This is a genomic window from Neorhizobium lilium, from assembly GCF_004053875.1.
Lineage (GTDB): Bacteria > Pseudomonadota > Alphaproteobacteria > Rhizobiales > Rhizobiaceae > Neorhizobium > Neorhizobium lilii.
In genome coordinates, this window is sequence record NZ_SBIP01000001.1 from 1222527 (window position 1) to 1239584 (window position 17058).

The 17058-nt window shown below is 61.5% G+C and carries 15 protein-coding genes; 9 read left to right on the forward strand and 6 right to left on the reverse strand.

Annotated features, from left to right (window positions below; genetic code table 11):
* The first annotated feature begins 27 nt into the window (after positions 1–27).
* Positions 28–2073: an NAD(+) synthase gene (locus tag EPK99_RS05690; RefSeq protein ID WP_128442182.1), complete on the forward strand. Its 2046-nt coding sequence runs from the start codon at positions 28–30 to the stop codon at positions 2071–2073.
* A 12-nt stretch (positions 2074–2085) separates the two neighbouring features.
* On the opposite strand, the gene EPK99_RS05695 is transcribed toward EPK99_RS05690, so the two are convergent.
* The 4 genes from EPK99_RS05695 to EPK99_RS05710 form a co-directional block, all read right to left on the reverse strand.
* Positions 2086–3258 carry an acetate/propionate family kinase gene (locus tag EPK99_RS05695; protein ID WP_128441901.1) on the reverse strand — a complete coding sequence of 391 codons (1173 nt, stop codon included), beginning with the start codon at positions 3256–3258 and terminating at the stop codon, positions 2086–2088.
* Positions 3259–3365: 107 nt separating this feature from the next.
* Complete coding sequence (locus EPK99_RS05700; RefSeq protein ID WP_128441904.1) at positions 3366–4364, reverse strand: MBL fold metallo-hydrolase; 999 nt, start codon at positions 4362–4364, stop codon at positions 3366–3368.
* A 167-nt stretch (positions 4365–4531) separates the two neighbouring features.
* The gene (locus EPK99_RS05705; protein WP_128441906.1) at positions 4532–4726 is read right to left on the reverse strand and encodes a hypothetical protein; all 195 of its coding nucleotides are present in this window, start codon (positions 4724–4726) and stop codon (positions 4532–4534) included.
* Between the two features lie 107 nt (positions 4727–4833).
* Complete coding sequence (locus EPK99_RS05710; RefSeq protein ID WP_128441908.1) at positions 4834–6426, reverse strand: isocitrate lyase; 1593 nt, start codon at positions 6424–6426, stop codon at positions 4834–4836.
* 128 nt (positions 6427–6554) lie between these two features.
* On the opposite strand from EPK99_RS05710, the gene EPK99_RS05715 reads away from it, so the two are divergent.
* The gene (locus tag EPK99_RS05715; RefSeq protein ID WP_128441910.1) at positions 6555–7952 is read left to right on the forward strand and encodes a helix-turn-helix domain-containing protein; all 1398 of its coding nucleotides are present in this window, start codon (positions 6555–6557) and stop codon (positions 7950–7952) included.
* A 27-nt stretch (positions 7953–7979) separates the two neighbouring features.
* On the opposite strand, the gene olsE is transcribed toward EPK99_RS05715, so the two are convergent.
* On the reverse strand, positions 7980–8978 hold the full coding sequence (gene olsE / locus EPK99_RS05720) for an ornithine lipid hydroxylase OlsE (protein ID WP_128441912.1): 999 nt from the start codon (positions 8976–8978) through the stop codon (positions 7980–7982).
* Positions 8979–9198: 220 nt separating this feature from the next.
* Between olsE and EPK99_RS05725 the strand changes: the two genes are divergently transcribed.
* The 3 genes from EPK99_RS05725 (at position 9199) to EPK99_RS05735 (ending at position 12664) form a co-directional block, all read left to right on the forward strand.
* A complete protein-coding gene (locus EPK99_RS05725; protein WP_342633730.1) occupies positions 9199–10665 on the forward strand; it encodes a sensor histidine kinase in 1467 nt (488 codons plus the stop codon).
* 274 nt (positions 10666–10939) lie between these two features.
* Positions 10940–11821 (forward strand): glycoside hydrolase family 25 protein, encoded by an 882-nt coding sequence (locus EPK99_RS05730; protein WP_128441914.1) that lies wholly within the window; start codon positions 10940–10942, stop codon positions 11819–11821.
* A 153-nt stretch (positions 11822–11974) separates the two neighbouring features.
* Complete coding sequence (locus EPK99_RS05735) at positions 11975–12664, forward strand: hydrolase (RefSeq protein ID WP_128441916.1); 690 nt, start codon at positions 11975–11977, stop codon at positions 12662–12664.
* Between the two features lie 133 nt (positions 12665–12797).
* Here the strand turns inward: EPK99_RS05735 and EPK99_RS05740 are convergent, their stop codons facing one another.
* Positions 12798–13658, reverse strand: coding sequence for an urea carboxylase-associated family protein (locus EPK99_RS05740; protein WP_128441918.1), 861 nt, complete (start codon positions 13656–13658; stop codon positions 12798–12800).
* A gap of 202 nt (positions 13659–13860) precedes the next feature.
* On the opposite strand from EPK99_RS05740, the gene EPK99_RS05745 reads away from it, so the two are divergent.
* From EPK99_RS05745 to EPK99_RS05760, 4 genes are all read left to right on the forward strand, one after another.
* Positions 13861–14736: a glycine betaine ABC transporter substrate-binding protein gene (locus EPK99_RS05745; protein WP_128441920.1), complete on the forward strand. Its 876-nt coding sequence runs from the start codon at positions 13861–13863 to the stop codon at positions 14734–14736.
* A gap of 112 nt (positions 14737–14848) precedes the next feature.
* Positions 14849–15466 carry an ABC transporter permease gene (locus EPK99_RS05750; RefSeq protein ID WP_128441922.1) on the forward strand — a complete coding sequence of 206 codons (618 nt, stop codon included), beginning with the start codon at positions 14849–14851 and terminating at the stop codon, positions 15464–15466.
* A gap of 10 nt (positions 15467–15476) precedes the next feature.
* Positions 15477–16118, forward strand: coding sequence for an ABC transporter permease (locus EPK99_RS05755; protein WP_128441925.1), 642 nt, complete (start codon positions 15477–15479; stop codon positions 16116–16118).
* A complete protein-coding gene (locus EPK99_RS05760) occupies positions 16115–17047 on the forward strand; it encodes an ABC transporter ATP-binding protein (RefSeq protein ID WP_128441927.1) in 933 nt (310 codons plus the stop codon). The genes EPK99_RS05755 and EPK99_RS05760 overlap by 4 nt, the downstream gene beginning before the upstream one ends.
* The last annotated feature ends 11 nt before the right edge of the window (positions 17048–17058 follow it).

The window sequence follows — 17058 nt, forward strand, 5'->3', positions numbered from 1 at the left end:
GAGCCAGCGCCCGAATGGCGGGACAATATGAAGCAGTTCTTTTCGCTCTACAGCCACGACTTCGTGCGGATCGCGTCCTGCGTCCCGCCGGCACAGGTCGCAGATCCGGAATTCGCCACACAGGAAACGCTTCGGCTTGCTTCGAAAGGTGCAGATGACGACTGCGCGATCATGCTGTTCCCGGAGCTCGGCATCTCCTCCTACGCAATCGACGACCTGTTCTTCCAGGACCCCCTGCTCGATGCGGTGGAAGCAGGATTGCGCTCGATCATCGAGGCCTCCAGGGATTTGTACCCCGTTCTGGTCGTTGGCGCGCCGCTGCGGCATGAAGGTGCTCTCTTCAACACGGCCGTGGTCATCCATCGTGGCGCGGTGCTCGGCGTGGTGCCGAAGTCCTATCTTCCGAACTATCGGGAATTCTACGAGCGCCGTTATTTCTCGCCGGGAACGGGCGTAACGGGTCGCATGATCGACGTCGCAGGATTGACGGTTCCTTTCGGCACAGACCTGCTTTTCCGCTCGAAGGGCGAGGTGTCCTTCACCTTCGCAGTGGAGATCTGTGAGGATGTCTGGGTCCCCGTGCCGCCTTCTACCCGTGCCGCCATGGCGGGGGCCGAAATCCTGCTCAACCTTTCGGCCAGCAATATCACCATCGGCAAGGCGGATACGCGCCGGCTTCTCTGCGCCAGCCACTCGGCCCGAACCGTCTCGGCCTATGCCTATTCAGCCGCGGGACCTGGCGAATCCACCACCGACCTCGCCTGGGACGGCCATGCCGCCATCTTCGAATATGGCGATCTTCTGGGTGAAACGCCCCGTTTCCCCGATGGCGGTACTTTCGTGACGGCCGATATCGACCTCGGCCGGCTGAGGCAGGAGCGGATGCGCCTCAACAGCTTCGGAGACTGTACGCGCCAGGAGCTGGACGGTCACCCGCCTTTCCGCATGATCGGGTTTTCCATTGCCAAGCCTGACAAGCCGGTGCCGCTGCGTCGCACTGTCGAGCGCTTTCCTTATGTGCCCGCAAATCCGGCCCGTCTTCGCGAGGATTGCTACGAAGCGTATAACATCCAGGTGCAGGGCCTTGCCAAGCGCCTGTCCGCCACCGGCCTCAAGCATGCCGTTATCGGCGTTTCCGGCGGCTTGGATTCGACGCAGGCGCTGATCGTCACCACACGCGCCATGGACCTGATCGGGCTCGACCGGAAGAACGTGCTTGCCTATACGCTGCCGGGCTTCGCCACGTCCGACAACACCAAGGCCAATGCCTGGGCGCTGATCAACGCGCTCGGCGTGACGGGCGCAGAAATCGACATCCGCCCCTCCGCCCGACAGATGCTTGCCGACCTCGGCCACCCTTTCGGGCGCGGCGAGCCGGTTTACGACGTGACCTTCGAAAACGTTCAGGCGGGGCTCCGAACCGACTATCTCTTCCGGCTCGCCAACCAGAATGGCGGGCTGGTGGTCGGTACGGGCGATCTTTCGGAACTGGCGCTCGGCTGGTGCACGTACGGCGTCGGCGACCACATGTCCCATTACAACGTCAACGCTTCCGTTTCGAAGACGCTGATCCAGCACCTCATCCGCTTCGTGGCCGGATCTGGCGATGTCAGCGAGGAAACCGCCCGTATCCTCTCCGATATTCTGGCGACGGAAATCTCGCCGGAACTGGTGCCGCCGGGCGAGGGCGGCGCGCTGCAGTCCACGCAGGACATCGTCGGCCCCTATCCGCTGCAGGACTTCACTCTCTACTATCTCAACCGCTACGGCTTCCGCCCGTCGAAGATCGCCTTCCTCGCCCATCATGCCTGGAGCGAGGTCGAACGGGGCGCCTGGCCGGTCGATCTGCCGGATGCCGATCGCCGCGCCTATTCGCTTGCCGATATCCGCCACTGGATGGAGGTTTTCCTGAAGCGGTTCTTCTCCAGCCAGTTCAAGCGCTCGACCCTGCCCAATGGCCCGAAGATCTCCTCCGGCGGCTCGCTCTCGCCCCGTGGCGACTGGCGGGCGCCGTCCGACAGCAGCGCCAAGGTCTGGCTAAAGGAACTGGCGGAGAACGTGCCGGAAGCCTAAAGCCGGTCACGCTTACCTCAGGGACATGCACTCCTCGGCGATCATCTGCTCCTCATCCGTCGGCACGACCCAGATGGAAATGCGGCTTGCCGGCGTGCTGATCCTGAGAGCGTTTTGCCGGTTGGCATTATCGTCCAGTTCAGCGCCCAACCACAGCAGGCGCTCCGCCACCTCGGCCCGTATTTCAGGCTGATGCTCACCGATGCCGGCGGTGAAGACCAGCGCATCCAGGCCACCAAGCGTGCTGGCCAGCCGGCAGATTTCGCCTGCGATCCGAAAGGTGAAGAGCTCGATCGCCTGACGCGCCTCCTCTCGCCTGTCTTTGAGAAGTTCGCGCGTATCGGCGCTGAGGCCGGAGACGCCCAGCAGGCCGGACTGGTGGTAGAGCATGTCCTCCACCTCATCGACAGTTTTTCCGAGCGGCCCAAGCAGGTGGAGCAGCACGCCGGGATCGAGCCACCCCGGCCGTGTGCCCATGGGAATGCCGTCCAGCGTGGAAAAACCCATGCTGGTATCCCGGCTCTGGCCTTCGTTGATGGCGCAGAGGCTGGCGCCGCTGCCCAAATGGGCGATCACGACCTTGCCTTGAGCGATCTCAGGCGCCTGCTCGGCCAGAGCGCGGGCTACATAGCGGTAGGAAATGCCGTGGAAGCCGTAGCGCTTGATACCGCGATCGTGCAGGGCGCGGGGGATGGCGAGGCGACGGACGAGATCCGACTGGGTGACATGGAAGGTCGTATCGAAAGAGCCGGTCTGGAACAGCTGCGGGCGCAGATGCTTCACCGCCCGGATCAGACGCAGCGCCTGCGGCTGGTGCAGGGGCGCAAGATCGGTCAGCGAGTGCACCTGCTCGATGGTTTCATCGGTGAGCCAGACCGGACCGTCGAAAAGCTCGCCACCATGCACGATCCGGTGGCCGGCGGCGATAACGGCATCGAGTGCGAAATGCGTGCCGAGTTCCCGGAACACCTCGTCCAAGAGCTTGGCAAGGTCGTCATCGCGCTCAGCCTTCAGCGGAAGGTCGAACTTTGCCGGCCCCTCTGTCAGGTGCAGCATCAGCGGCCGATCCGAGAAATCGACCAGAGCTTTGCCGATGCGTTCCGGCTTGCTGCCGCTGACTTCGAAAATTCCGATCTTGACGCTGGACGAGCCCGCGTTGAACGTCAGAAGAAGCTTGTCTGTCATGCAATACCCCTGATCGAGCTAAGCTCCTGTTCCGGAACCAGCAGGATATCGGCTTCGCCCGCCATCTGCGATGGTGATCGACTTGGCGCGCGTGGCCTTAATGCTGCCTATACAGGCACTTCGAAAACTTCGCCCGGAGACATGGGGCGGAAGCGGTCGCGATCGATTCCATTGGAATCCAGCGCCACACGCAAAGCCCTGACTGGGTCGTCCACCGCCTCGTCCGTCAGCTTCACCGTGCCCCAGTGATGGCCAACCGCGTAGGCGGCATTGCAGAGCAGCATGCCCTGAACCGCCTCCTCCGGATTCTGGTGCTGCGCCTTCATGAACCATCGCGGCTCGTAGGCGCCAATCGGCAGAACGGCAAGGCGGAAGTGCCCGTGCTTTTCCTGTGCCGCCCGGTAGTTCAGGCCATCATGGAAGCCGGTGTCGCCGATATGGTAGATCTTGCCGGCGGGTGTTTCGAAGACGAAAGCGGCCCAGAGCGCCATGCGCCGGTCGCCCATGCCGCGCGCCGACCAATGGTGGCACGGCTCGCAATGCAGGACGACATCCGCGCCGAGCGCCAAGCTGGCGCCCCAATCCATGACGCTGATCCGCGCATCCGAGACGCCGGCGCGGATGATAACGTCGTTGCCGAGGGGCGTCACGAATTGCGGTTTGTCGCGCTGCTGCAGGAGCCGTAGCGTCGGCAGGTCCAGATGATCGTAGTGATTATGCGTGACGAGCACGACGTCGATCGGCGGCAGGTCGGGAAAGCGGATACCGGGCGGGTTTACCCGTTTCGGCCCTGCAAACGAGAATGGACTGGTCCGCTCGCTCCACACGGGATCGGCAAGAATGTTGAGACCGCCAAGCTGGAGCAGCAGGGAGGCGTGCCCCACCATGGTGACCACAAGGCGCTCGGCGGCGAGGCGTTTTTCCGGCACGGCGGGCGGAAAAGGGCTCTTATAGGCATTGGGCCAGGGCCTGTTGTCGCTGTTCTTGCCGAACTTCCAGCGGATGACCTCGGCAAGGCCGGCCGGCTCCTCTCCGCCCGGGTTAAAGAAGCGGGTGCCGTCGAAATGGTCGGAAACGGGACCCGAGTAATACCTGTTGCCAGCCATGGCACCTCGTTGCGGCAGGTCATCAGCCCATGCGTCATCGCTGCCGTGATTCAGGCAAGCTTCTAGCACGCTTTTCGCCAGCCGGGAGATGGGATCTCTCCGAAGCGGCAAAAGCCGCTCCTTGTCTATCGCGACAAGAAGCGGCCTTCCCCTCCCAACCCATTGACTTAGAGCAGGCGGCCAATGCGATGATAGAGGTTAGAATATTTCGCCCAGTCCGGCTTGCCCTGGTTCTGTTGCAGATACTGGCTGACCGCCGTGCGGATCAGCTCGAAATCTTCCTGGCAAAACACGGCGCGGGAGCGCTCCGGCTGCGATGGCTTGAAGCCCTGGGTCGATGTGGTCTGCGTGGTTTCCAACATGGTATTTTCCTCCTTTGATGCGGGGGAAGCTTCACTTCCCGCGCTGCTGGATATGAATTCGTGGTCAGGCTGCTTGTTCACGCTCAAGCTGCGAACTGGTTCACGGGTTAGGCCGCGAACTGGTTCATGGTATTGTGCTCGCCGCTGGCCTTGAGTGCGGCTTCGCCTGCGAAATATTCCTTATGGTCGTCGCCGAGATCGGAGCCGGCCATGTTCTGATGCTTCACGCAGGCGATGCCCTGGCGAATCTCCTGCCGCTGCACGTTGGCGACATAACCGAGCATGCCCTGCTCACCGAAATACTCGCGCGCCAGATTGTCCGTCGACAACGCCGCCGTGTGGTAGGTCGGCAGGGTGATCAGGTGGTGGAAAATACCCGCCCGCGCTGCTGCGTCGCGCTGGAAGGTGCGTATTCTCTCATCCGCTTCGATGCCGAGTTCGGTGCCGTCGTAAGCCGCACCCATCAGCTTGGCCCGGTCATAGGACGAGACATCCTTGCCCTGCTGCTGCCAGACATCGAAGACCTGCTGGCGGAAATTCAACGTCCAGTTGAAGGAAGGCGAGTTGTTATAGACCAGCTTGGCATTGGGAACGACGTCCCGGATGCGATCGACCATGCTGGCGATCTGTTCGATATGCGGCTTTTCCGTCTCGATCCACAGAAGGTCGGCGCCGTTCTGCAGCGCATTGACGCAATCGAGAACGCATCGATCGGCGCCTGTGCCGGGTCGGAACTGGAAGAGGTTCGACGGCAGGCGCTTCGGGCGCACCAGCCTGCCGTCTCGACTGATGACGACATCCCCGTTCAGCCGGCTCGTGTCGGCGACTTCCTCGCAGTCGAGGAAAGAGTTGTAAAGGTCGCCGATGTCCCCGGGTTCGCTGCTGAAAGCGATCTGCTTAGTCAAACCTGCCCCGAGCGAATCCGTTCTTGCGACAATAATGCCGTCATCGATGCCGAGTTCGAGGAAAGCGTAGCGCAAGGCGCGGATCTTGGCGACGAATTCCTCGTGCGGAACCGTGACCTTGCCGTCCTGATGACCGCATTGCTTTTCGTCCGAAACCTGGTTTTCGATCTGCAGCGCGCAGGCGCCCGCCTCGATCATCTTCTTGGCCAGTAAATAGGTCGCCTCCGCATTGCCGAAGCCGGCATCGATGTCGGCGATGATCGGAACGACATGCGTCTGGTAATTATCGACGGCCTGGACCAATTGTTCCTCGCGAATGCGGTCGCCGGCAGCGCGGGCCGCGTCGATATCGCGAAACAGCATGCCGAGCTCGCGGGCGTCGGCCTGGCGCAGGAAGGTATAGAGTTCCTGGATCAGCGCCGGAACGCTGGTCTTTTCGTGCATGGACTGGTCCGGCAAGGGGCCGAACTCGGAGCGTAGCGCGGCGACCATCCAGCCGGAGAGATAAAGATAACGCCGCTCGGTCGTGCCGAAATGCTTCTTGATCGCAACCATCTTCTGCTGGCCGATGAAGCCGTGCCAGCAGCCGAGCGATTGCGTGTATTGCGACGGATCAGCGTCATAGGCGGCCATGTCGCGGCGCATGATCGCCGCGGTATAGCGGGCGATATCGAGCCCGGTGCGGAACCTGTTCTGCAGCCGCATGCGAGCGGCGGCCTCGACGCTGATGCCCTTCCAGTTGTCGTTGGAGCTGATCGTGCCGTTCAGATCGCGAATGCTGTCCTTGTACTGCATCTGTCTCTTCCTCCGTGAGCGATGTCCCTTGGTAGCTCTGCGCAACCGCATCCGCGAGAGAGAACGGTGTGCACTTGTCAAACTTTACAAGAACTGCTTGTAATGTTGTGCAGGATGTGGAGGACGACTTGGCGGAGAGGGCAACCTATCTTGGACCGCGGATCCGGCGGCTTCGGCGGGACATGGGGCTGACCCAGGCCGACATGGCGAACGATCTGGAAATCTCGCCGTCCTATATCGCGCTCATGGAACGCAACCAGCGTCCGGTGACGGCAGAAATCCTGCTGCGCCTGGCCAAGGCCTACAAGATCGACTTTTCCGATTTTCACGAAGGATCCGGGCCTGACGCAGCGGCCCGTCTGCAGGCGGTGCTGCGCGATCCTCTGCTGGCGGATATCGAGTTCGGGCCGCTGGAGGTGGCCGATGTCGCCTATAGCTTCCCCGGTTTTGCGGAAGCGCTTCTGAGGCTCCATACCGCCTATAAGGAGGAGCAGTTCGCGCTCGCGGACCGAAGACAGGACATGGGTGACGAAGGCCCGGTTTCGAGCAGCGATCCGGTGGCGGCGATCCGCAGTTTCCTTGCTGCCCGCCGCAACTGCTTCCCGCTTCTCGATACCGCATCCGAAAGGCTCGCCGTAAGGGTAGGGGAGGCGGGCGGCCTCGCCGCCTACCTCAAACAACATCATAACCTGCGGGTGCGGCGGCTACCTGCTGAGGTGATGGCCGGATCCGTGCGGCGGCTCGACTGGCACCGCAAGGATCTGCTGCTGGACGAGACGCTGGATTTCGCCAGCCAGAGCTTCCAGCTGGCCCAGCAGCTCGCCTATCTTGAGTTTGCCGAGCAGCTCGACGCAGTCGTGGAGGAAGGCAAGTTCGACAGCGACAATGCCCGCCGCCTGGCACACCGCAGCCTTGCCGCCTATTGCGCGGCTGCCCTCCTTATGCCCTACGCCGCTTTCGCCAAGGCGGTCGAGGCGCGGCATTACGATATCGAACTCCTGTCTCGGCAATTCGGAACCAGCTTCGAGCAGACCGCGCACCGCATGACCACGCTTCAAAAGCCGGGGCAGGAGCGCATTCCTTTCTTCTTCATCCGGGTGGACACGGCCGGCAATGTCTCGAAGAGACTGAATAGCGGGAGTTTTCCCTTTGCGCGTCACGGCGGCGGCTGTCCCTTATGGACCATCCATCAGGTCTTTCAGACGCCGGGACAGGTGGTCCCGCAATGGCTGGAACTGCCGGAGGGACAGCGATACTTCTCGATCGCCAGAACCGTACGCTCGGGCGGCGGCGGTTTCGGCGCCCCGGGCGTAGAGCGCGCAATTGCGCTCGTCTGTGAGGCAAACCAGGCGGATCGGCTCGTCTATAGCCGTGGTCATCCGCAGGTGCCGACGCCTATCGGGATCGCCTGCCGGCTGTGTCACCGGGTTGCCTGCACCGCCCGGTCCGAACCGCCGATCGGCCGCCAGATCCTCTCCGACAATTACCGGCGGACCGAAGCGCCCTTCGGCTTTTCGGACGCTTAAAGCGGTTTAGGGCCAATCGACTTTCGTTCAGTCCGGCTGAGTTTGAGCGGACGCCATGATCCGCGGCTGCAAGGCCTCGGCCGCCGGGGCAGGGGCCGGATGCTGTTCCTGCTCCTTGGGTTTGCGCCCGATGATCTGCCGGTATCCGCGGGCGGAGAAGGGCTGCACCAACTGGCCTAGAAAGGTGCTGGCGACCTGTCCGGTAATGCCGATCTCAGTGGAGGAGGGGCGCGGTGGACTGTAGTAGGTTCCAAGGATCTGATCCCACAACACCAGGTTCTCGCCGTAATTGGTGTTGCCTTCCGCGAGCACGCGCGAGTGGTGCCACCGGTGAAGGCGCGGAGTGCTGAAGATCCAGTCTAGGGGACCGGTACGCACATCGATGTTGCAATGGGTCAGAAGGCCGATAAAGGCGGTTACGGCACCGATCCAGAGGAAGACTGGAAGGGGGGCGCCCACCAGGTAGAGCGGGATCTGGCTGAGCGCGATCTTGATCAGCGAGTCCATGAAGTGGAAGCGGCCGGTATTGATGACCCAAAGACGCTGGACGCTGTGATGCAGCGCGTGAAAGCGCCAGAGCGACAAATGTTCATGGGCGAGCCGATGGGCCATGTAGAGCCCGAATTCGGCAATGATCAGCCCAAGCACCACTTGGAAGAAGAGAGCCCAATGATCCGGCCACAGATGCACCGGCGATACGAATGCGGGTTGGGCGAAGATGGCGACGGCGATGGGAAAAGATGCGCCGATAGCGGCCGCTATCTGCACGCCACCCTTGTTCAACAGGCTATGGGCGACGTCGTTGAAAGTTTCGCCATCCGTTGCCAGCCAACTCTCTTCATAGGGCATCAGGCGTTCGAAGAGAGCTATGACGGCAACGACCGAGAAGTACACCACGTTGAACCAGAGCAGATGATCCCCCGAGTTGAAGGCGAAATAGGCGCCCGTCAAGCCGGCGCAGAACACCCCCGGCCAGATGATCCAGGAGATAAAAGGGTAGAGAAGAGAATTACGGTAACCCGTCATGATATTGCCTGATCTAAAATGGCGCCGATAATCGATTGGTGAGCTTAGGCGCCGGAGATTGCCCAGCGGACCGGCAGGCGTCAATAGATCGGCGACACCAAATCTGCCTGGTCCGGCCAGCGGCAGCTCCGTACGGTCAGCCGTTCATCCAGCGATAGCAAATGCTTGCGGGACATGCTACCCACCTTGACCAGAGTCGTTCCAGAAGTGTGGGGACTGGATGAGGCTGAAGCTTGTGGCGGTTGCGGTGGCCGCCCTCGCACCGGTTGTGGGGATGCTCGCGTATAGCGAGATCGCGATGCGACAGCAGCGCAGCGAGGAAGTGCGCGCAGCCGCGGCCCAGGCATCCCGCCTGGCATCCTCCGAGGTGGAGCGCATCATCGAAGGTCTGCACAGCCTTCTGATCGCCGTATCGGCCATACCTTCGGTCCAGCAGCTGGACGGCCAGGCCTGCGGTGAAGCTCTCAAATCCGTTGCCGTCAATGTCTCGAACATCCGCACGATCTTCGTTCTGGATCTACAAGGCAAGACCGTCTGCGGCACCCTTGAGCAAGGCGAGGATATCAGCCTGGCGGACCGGGACTATTTCAAGGATGCCCTGTCGCAGAACGGCTTCGTGGTCGGCACCTATACGAGAAGCCGGCTTTCGGGAGGTTCCGTGCTGCCGGTCGCTATGCCGATCACCCATGACGGCAAGACGGTGGGGGTGGTTGCGACAGGCATTCTGCTCGGTTGGCTCCAGGAAAAAATCACCGAGCGGGATGTGGCAAGCGGTAACGCCATCACCATCGCGGACCGGAATGGGACGATCCTTGCGCGCGTACCCTATCCTGAAAAATTCGTCGGAACGGTCATCCCCGATACCTTCCAGCGTCTGATACATTCGGATAATCCGGGCACTCTCGAAATCCAAAGCCAGGACGGCACGGAACGGGTCCTCGGTTACCGGCCGATCAAGCTGCCGCGAGAACCGCTTTACGTCAGCGCAGGGTTTTCCAAGACAGAGGCCTTTGCCTCTATAAACCGGTCCACGCTGATCAATTCCCTGTCTATTCTGGGCGGCGTCCTGCTCGCCTTCCTGGCCTCCATTCTCATCGGCAACCGCTTCATCCTCTCGCCGGTGGCCCGCATTGCCGACGTCATGGAGCGGTGGCGCAATGGCGAAACGGATGCCCGGACCGGCATGGGAGACCACGGTGACGAGCTTGCCACCGTGGGCGCAACGCTTGACCGTCTGCTGGACGAGCTGGATTGCCGCAGACGAAGAAACGAGCAGGCGGAGGAGGAGAGATCGCTTCTTGCGCGCGAACTGGCGCACCGGGTCAAGAACAGCTTCTCCCTGGTCCAAGCCATCGCCCGCCAGACATTCCGCCGCAGCGATCCACAAGTTTACGCCATCTTTTCCGACCGGTTGGAAATGCTTGCGGGCGCCTTCGACCTGCTGCTCAATCGCGAAATGCAGGCCGCCCCCATGGCCGAAACCATCACCAAGGCGCTGCAGGCTCATGGCGGACGAGATGCGGATCGCTTCGATCTGGATGGACCTGACATCACCCTGCCGGCCGATCTTGCGCTCTCGCTGTCCCTCGTCATTCACGAGCTTTCCACCAACGCGGCCAAATATGGGGCGCTGAGCGTGAGAATGGGCGGGTCGCTGTCGGCTGGACGGTCGCCAATGATCGGGTAGTGCTAACTTGGCGGGAAAGCGGAGGCCCGCTCGTCTCGCCGCCGACCGCCAAGGGCTTCGGATCGGTGCTGATAGAACGCGCCTTTCCGGCGGCGGCTGGTGCGTGCTCGCACTTCGAATTCAGGCCGGAGGGCCTGGTTTTTGAAGTGTCGTTCGACATTGCCGGAAAACCCTGATCACCGTCCGCCGGTCGATCCCGATCCTCTCGCTCAACCAGTCGTGCTTAACATCTGCTTAAGCTTGTTTGTTCACTCTCTTTAAGATGAACAGGTTGATGCGATTCTCCTTTCCTCTTCTGGCGGTTGCGGCGCTCTTCGCCTGCGCAGGGCGGGCAGCGGATGCAGGCGAGAACCAACCCTGGACCGATACCGCCATGCCTCTGGTCGTCGATGCCTATGAGCTGAACGCGATCGACTGGCAATCGCTTCTCACGGATAAGCGGATCGCCGGCTTTATTCACAAGGCCTCCGACGGCCTGCCGGAAAGCTTCACCTGCACCGACAAGCACGCCGGAGACAGTTTTGCCCATTGCAAGACCATGTGGCGCAAATACGCGGTCAGCCGCGAACTCTACCAGACCCGCAGGCTGGTGGCGCGCGGTGCCGGCCTGCTTTGGGGTGCCTACCATCTGGCCCGGCCCGGTAACCCGATCGATCAGGCGAACCACTTCCTCGATTACGCCCAGCCTGCCGATGACGATCTCATGGTGCTCGATATCGAGGATCTCGGCGACAAATTCATGTCGCTGGAGGATGCCGAACTCTTTGTGCGGCATGTGAAGACGAGGACCGGACGCTATCCGATCCTTTACACGAACCACAACGTCGCGCGCTATGTGGCCGCGAGGAGCAAAGACTATCCTCTGCTCTCGCGCTTGCCTATCTGGTATGCGCGATATCGACCGGATGTGGCAGGTGTCTTTCCGATCGGCAGCTGGTCCAACTATTTTCTATGGCAGTTTTCGTCCGCAGTGAACTGTTCGATGCGCAAATGTCCCTATCGAGTTCCCGGGACCGCGACCGATATCGACGTCAATGTTGCAGGTGTCGGCCTTGAGGAACTGAAGAAGGTCTGGGCGCAAGGCACGCTGCTACCGTCAAACTCCCCCGGGCCGTCCATGATCGCCGACGCCGCGACCTCCTACAGGCCCTTTTGAACAAAGGCCGATAAGGGAACCTGACAGCGATATGCTGTAGCAAGCCATGAGTGTTTGCCAGCGGTACACGCCAAACCGCGTTCATTCGTCCAAGATTCCCAACCCGGCTCGGCCGCATGTACGGCTGCAAACCTATCCGAAGGGAAATCCCACATGTCCAGCAAGCTCGAAGTCCTCACACCCCAGAACAGCCAGCTCATCTTCATCGACCAGCAGCCGCAGATGGCATTCGGCGTCCAGTCGATCGACCGCCAGGTTCTGAAGAACAATGTCGTCGGCCTCGCCAAGGCTGCCAGGATCTTCAACATCCCGACCACGATCACGACAGTCGAGACCCTGTCTTTCTCCGGGCACACCTTCCCGGAACTGCTCGCGGTCTTCCCGGAAACCGATATCCTCGAGCGGACCTCGATGAACTCCTGGGACGACCAGAATGTCCGGGATGCCTTGGCGAAGAACGCTGCCGCCGGCCGCAAGAAGGTCGTCGTCGCTGGCCTATGGACCGAGGTCTGCAACACGACCTTCGCGCTTTCCTGCATGCACGACACGGACTACGAGATTTACATGGTCGCGGACGCCTCTGGCGGCACATCATCGGATGGGCACAAATATGCCATGGACCGGATGGTGCAGGCAGGCGTCGTACCCGTGACATGGCAGCAGGTTCTGCTCGAATGGCAGCGTGACTGGGCTCGCAAGGAAACCTATGACGCGGTCACGTCGCTGGCCAAGGAGCATTCCGGCGCCTACGGCATGGGCATCGATTACGCCTATACCATGGTTCACAAGGCGGACGAGCGGGTCCCCCATGGCAAGCGCATCGGCCCAAACCCGGCAAAGTAATCCGGCCAACACCAGTCGGCGCAGCGCAAGAGCCAAGCTCTAGCTCCGATCTCTCGCGACGACATCAAGGCCATTCCTCCTCGGAGACGGCGGACGCTTCGGCTATCCGCCGTCTCCGGCATTCCGGAGCAACTTAAAGACCGTGGCTCCGGTCATAGCCGTTGACGGCAGGCGCTTTCCAGCCTTCCGGCACGCCCTCCGGCTTGTAGATCTCGACGACCATCGGATAGCAGGCGGCCGTATCGGAGGAGTGCTCCGACGAGCAATCGCCGCCGGGGCAGGCCGACATGCAGCCGAGCAGGTCGATTTCCGCAAAGAACTCGAGATAGTCCCCAGGCCGGACAGGGCTCGCCTTCATGAAATACTGCCCGGTATCGCGGGTGAAACCGGTGCACATGAAGACGTTGAGCACATCGTGGATGTAGCCTTCCGCCTCGTGTAACGGCATGTCCGTCGCATGGGCGAAGGCGCGGGTCAGGTTGGAATGGCAGCAGTGGTGATACTGACCGCCATGGCTGAGCAGGTTGTGGGTGTATGGGTCGCAACGCGTGCCGATCACGTCATGGACCGCCCCGCCGAACGCATCGAAACCGTACCAGTCCAGCGTATCATGGGTGATGGTCGCCATCGGTCGAAGATATGGGAAGTTCGAGAAAAGCTGGTCGCCAGTGCCCACATGCGTACCGTTCAGCGCCCGCGTCTTGCCGGTGTAGAGCCGCTCCTTCAGGTCATGCGCGTTGAACAGGTTGAGATCTCCCACTTGCGAGCCTTCGCTGCAGATGATGCGGCAGAAATGGCCTTGCGGCACGCTCCATGTGGCCGCATCGCGTGGCGGCACCGTAACCGTCTGGACAAGCTCAAGATCATCCCTCAGCGCCCGGTATGCCGACAGATCCGGCCGCGGCAGATCTTCCACGGGATAGCAAATCACCGGTTTCGACGCCTTGCGGGCAGCAGCGTCTGCAGGGGCCGTGGTCATAGCTTCGTGTTTCATCATGATCTCTGTCTGTTGTGGACCGTTGGCCGGACGTTGCTGGGACGGCTGCTTTTCATTGTCTTTGCCTGCCGGTTTCGAAAAGGCTGGGCGGGCGGGACGATTGTTTCTTCCTTTACGCCGAAATTAGCATAGCGTCCTGCGCTGAAGAAACGTCGAACGCGTAGAACAATCGCAGACATCAGTTACAAGAGGGACGTCGATGAACTTCAGAATATTGGCAAGCATTGCGGCTTTGGCCATGGTCGGGCTGGCGATGCCGGCACAGGCGCAGGCAGTCAAGATTGGCAGCAAGAACTTCACGGAACAGTTCGTGGTGGCCGAGATCTATGCGCAGGCACTTGAAAAGGCCGGGATTCCGGTGGAACGTCGCCTGAACCTCGGCGCAACGCTGGTTGCGCATACGGCGCTGACCAATGGCGAAATCGATCTCTACCCGGAATATACGGGCACGGCGCTTGCAGCGGTCGTCAAGGGTGATCTCTCCGGCAGCGCGGAAAAGATCTATGGCGAGGTCAAGGACTATTACGAGAAGAACCTGAAGCTGACGCTGCTTGAACCGACCAAGATCAACAACGGCTATGCGATCATCACGCTTCCGGAAACCGCCGAGAAATACAAGCTGAAGACACTGTCGGACTTGGGTCCTGTTTCCAAGGACCTCACCTTCGGCGCCGAAGCCGGTTTCGGCGACCGCAAGGACGGCCTGCCCGGCCTGAAGCAGGTCTACGGCATCCAGTTCAAGGAGTTCAAGATCTTCGCCAAGCTCGGCATTCGCTACAGCGCGCTGACCAGCAAGGATCTGGACGTCTCCTACGGCTTTGCGACCGACTGGCAGATCTCCGACAACAAGCTGGTCGTGCTCGCGGACGACAAGAACCTCTTCCCGCCCTATTACCTCGTGCCGGTCGTCCGTCAGGACACGCTCGCCAAGAACCCGAAGATCGCCGATGTGCTCAACAAGATCAGCCCGCTGCTGAACAACGAGAACATGCGCACGCTGAATGCCAAGGTCGATCGCGACAAGGAAGAACCCGCCGATGTCGCGGCAGAGTTCCTGAAGTCGCAAGGCATCTGATAGGCTCTGACAAGTCGGCACATTGCGGAACGGATAAGGATGCGGCAGGGCTCAAGCTCGGCCGCATCCTTGCTTTGCCAATCATCACTGCTTGCGAGAAAGTCTCTGTTCGTTGAAGTGGGCTCCCAAACACATTCCGGAAATTGCGCTCGCCGTCTGGCAGCATCTGGTCCTGTCGATTTCGGCAGTGCTGATCGGGCTCGCCATCGCGCTGGTGGTCGGCATATTCTGCGCCCGGCGCCCAAGAGCCTATGCGGTGGCGCTGACGGTCGCCAACATCATCTTCGTCATCCCGAGCCTTGCGCTGTTTGCGCTGCTGATACCGCTGGTCGGGCTCGGCATGGAGCCGGCGCTGATCGGGCTATCCTCCTATTGCCTGCTGATCCTGCTGCGCAATATCGTGACCGGCATTCGCGGCGTCCCGGCAGATGTGCTGGATGCCGCCGACGGCATGGGCTACGGCCGCTGGCAGCGCCTGTTCCGGATCGAGCTGCCGCTTGCCGCACCGCTGATCCTGTCCGGCGCCCGCATTGCGCTGGTGACGACCATCGGCATCGCGACGGTGGCGGCCTTCATCGACGGCGGCGGTCTCGGCACGATCATCCTGATCGGCATAGACCAGGAATACCCGGAAAAGATCCTCGTGGGCGGCATATTGACTGCCCTGCTTGCCATCACCTTCGATCTGGCGCTGAGCTGGGCCGAACGGGCGCTGGTCCGGTGGCAGTGAGGGCAAAATCATGTTGAACAAGGCGCTTTCCTGGATTGCCGACCATCCCGACACCTTCCTGAGGGCGCTCGGCCAGCATCTGCTGATGTCCGGCATTTCCCTTGCCATCGCGCTGGCGGTCGCCCTGCCGCTGGCGGTCGCCATCGTCAATCACGGCCGATTCGCCTTCGGCGTCATCAACACGATCAACGGGCTCCGCACGGTTCCAAGCCTCGCGATCCTTGCCATCATGATGCCGCTGCTCGGCATCGGCCTTATGCCGTCCATCGTCGCGCTGACCGTGCTGGCGCTGCCGCCGATCCTGCTCAATGCCTATGTGGGACTGCGCGATGTGGATGCCGATGCCGTAGAGGCTGCGATCGGCATGGGCATGAGCCGCAGTCAGGTGCTGCGCAAGATCCGCATTCCGCTGGCTGCACCCGCCATGTTCGCCGGCGCCAGAACCGCTGCCGTTCAAGTGCTGGCGGGAGCAACGCTCGCGCCCTTCATCGGCGGCGGTGGCCTCGGCGATTTCATCGCCGGCGGCATCAGCATGATGGACATGTCCCGCCTGCTGGTCGGCGCCGTGCCCATCGCCATTCTCGCGCTTGGCACCGAGTTCACCCTCGGCCTCATCGAAAAGCGACTGTTTGCAGAAAGAACATCCGCATGATCCGCATGGAGAACGTCACCAAGCGCTATGCCGAAGACGGCCCACCCTCGGTGGACAATCTGACGCTCGACGTGCCGGAAGGATCGACCGTCGCGCTGATCGGACCCTCGGGCTGCGGCAAGACGACGACCATGCGGATGATCAATCAGTTGATCAAGCCGACGGAAGGCCGAATTTTCGTCAATGGAGAGGACGTAACGCATGCCGATCCAGTGCTGCTGCGCCGCCAGATCGGCTATGTCATCCAGAATGTCGGGTTGTTTCCGCATATGACCATTGCGGAAAATATTGCCGCGGTTCCGAACCTGCTCGGCTGGGACCAGCCGCGCATCACGCGGCGCACCAAGGAACTGCTCGATCTGGTCGGGCTGGACCCGCAGGAAATGCTGAACCGCTATCCTCGCCAGCTGTCTGGCGGCCAGCGGCAGCGCATCGGCGTCGCCCGCGCGCTTGCCGCCGATCCGGCCGTTCTGCTGATGGACGAACCCTTCGGCGCCATCGATCCGATTGCCCGCACCCGGCTGCAGGACGAGTTCCGCCAGATCCTCAAGCGCGTGCGCAAGACGGTGGTTCTGGTGACGCATGATCTGGATGAAGCGATCCGGCTCGGCGACAAGATCGCCCTGATGCGGACCGGCCGCATCGTCCAGTACGACACGCCGGACGCCATCCTATCCAGGCCAGCCGATGAGTTCGTCGCGAATTTCGTCGGCGTCGATCGTGCGATCAAGCGGCTCAGCCTATTTTCCGTCAGCGACGCGGCACTTGCCGGTCCTCCCACAGCCGCAAATGCCGCCATCCCAGCATCCGCGAACCTTCGCGACGCCCTGTCCGTGATGGTTGCCGGCAATACCGACGTGCTGGCCGTGACATCCGAAGATGGCGCTGTCAGCGGCCATCTGACGCGCGATGCGATCTTTTCGATCTGAAGGGCGACGTG

Bases quoted from the DNA above. Each gene is read 5' to 3' on its own strand.
- EPK99_RS05705 (WP_128441906.1), bottom strand. From the start codon at position 4,726: ATGTTGGAAACCACGCAGACCACATCGACCCAGGGCTTCAAGCCATCG.
- EPK99_RS05690 (WP_128442182.1), top strand. From the start codon at position 28: ATGAAGCAGTTCTTTTCGCTCTACAGCCACGACTTCGTGCGGATCGCG.
- EPK99_RS05740 (WP_128441918.1), bottom strand. From the start codon at position 13,658: ATGAAACACGAAGCTATGACCACGGCCCCTGCAGACGCTGCTGCCCGC.
- olsE (WP_128441912.1), bottom strand. From the start codon at position 8,978: ATGACGGGTTACCGTAATTCTCTTCTCTACCCTTTTATCTCCTGGATC.
- EPK99_RS05745 (WP_128441920.1), top strand. From the start codon at position 13,861: ATGAACTTCAGAATATTGGCAAGCATTGCGGCTTTGGCCATGGTCGGG.
- EPK99_RS05760 (WP_128441927.1), top strand. From the start codon at position 16,115: ATGATCCGCATGGAGAACGTCACCAAGCGCTATGCCGAAGACGGCCCA.
- EPK99_RS05710 (WP_128441908.1), bottom strand. From the start codon at position 6,426: ATGCAGTACAAGGACAGCATTCGCGATCTGAACGGCACGATCAGCTCC.
- EPK99_RS05700 (WP_128441904.1), bottom strand. From the start codon at position 4,364: ATGGCTGGCAACAGGTATTACTCGGGTCCCGTTTCCGACCATTTCGAC.
- EPK99_RS05730 (WP_128441914.1), top strand. From the start codon at position 10,940: ATGCGATTCTCCTTTCCTCTTCTGGCGGTTGCGGCGCTCTTCGCCTGC.
- EPK99_RS05695 (WP_128441901.1), bottom strand. From the start codon at position 3,258: ATGACAGACAAGCTTCTTCTGACGTTCAACGCGGGCTCGTCCAGCGTC.
- EPK99_RS05735 (WP_128441916.1), top strand. From the start codon at position 11,975: ATGTCCAGCAAGCTCGAAGTCCTCACACCCCAGAACAGCCAGCTCATC.
- EPK99_RS05755 (WP_128441925.1), top strand. From the start codon at position 15,477: ATGTTGAACAAGGCGCTTTCCTGGATTGCCGACCATCCCGACACCTTC.
- EPK99_RS05725 (WP_342633730.1), top strand. From the start codon at position 9,199: ATGAGGCTGAAGCTTGTGGCGGTTGCGGTGGCCGCCCTCGCACCGGTT.